The 278-nt window shown below is 68.0% G+C and carries 1 protein-coding gene; it reads left to right on the top strand.

Annotated elements, in window-relative coordinates:
* Positions 1–278, top strand: a 278-nt coding sequence (locus L0U85_RS19820; RefSeq protein ID WP_241379501.1) for a hypothetical protein, incomplete at both ends; no start/stop codon positions are given.

Below are 278 nucleotides of genomic sequence, written 5' to 3'. Positions count from 1 at the left end.
GATCGCCCAGTACTGCGCTCACGCGACATTCGACGAACTCGACACCCACCTCGCCGAACTCGCCGCGTCCCTCGCCGAATCAGCCGAGTTGTTCGATGGCTTGTCGCAGCAGTCGTTGCAGCGTCTGGAGGTGACCGAGCTCGACAACGGGATGTGGTCGCTGTCCGGGGAGCTCGCCTCCGAGACCGGCCGGATGTTCGCCAAGCTGTTGCAGACCGCGGTCTCCCCGCCCCGCCAAGACGAGGTCGACGCCGACGGGGTGCTCCCGGCGGCTGCGC

The organism is Glycomyces sp. L485 (assembly GCF_022548875.1).
Classification (GTDB): domain Bacteria; phylum Actinomycetota; class Actinomycetes; order Mycobacteriales; family Micromonosporaceae; genus Glycomyces.
This window is presented reverse-complemented; position numbering and strand designations above follow the sequence as displayed.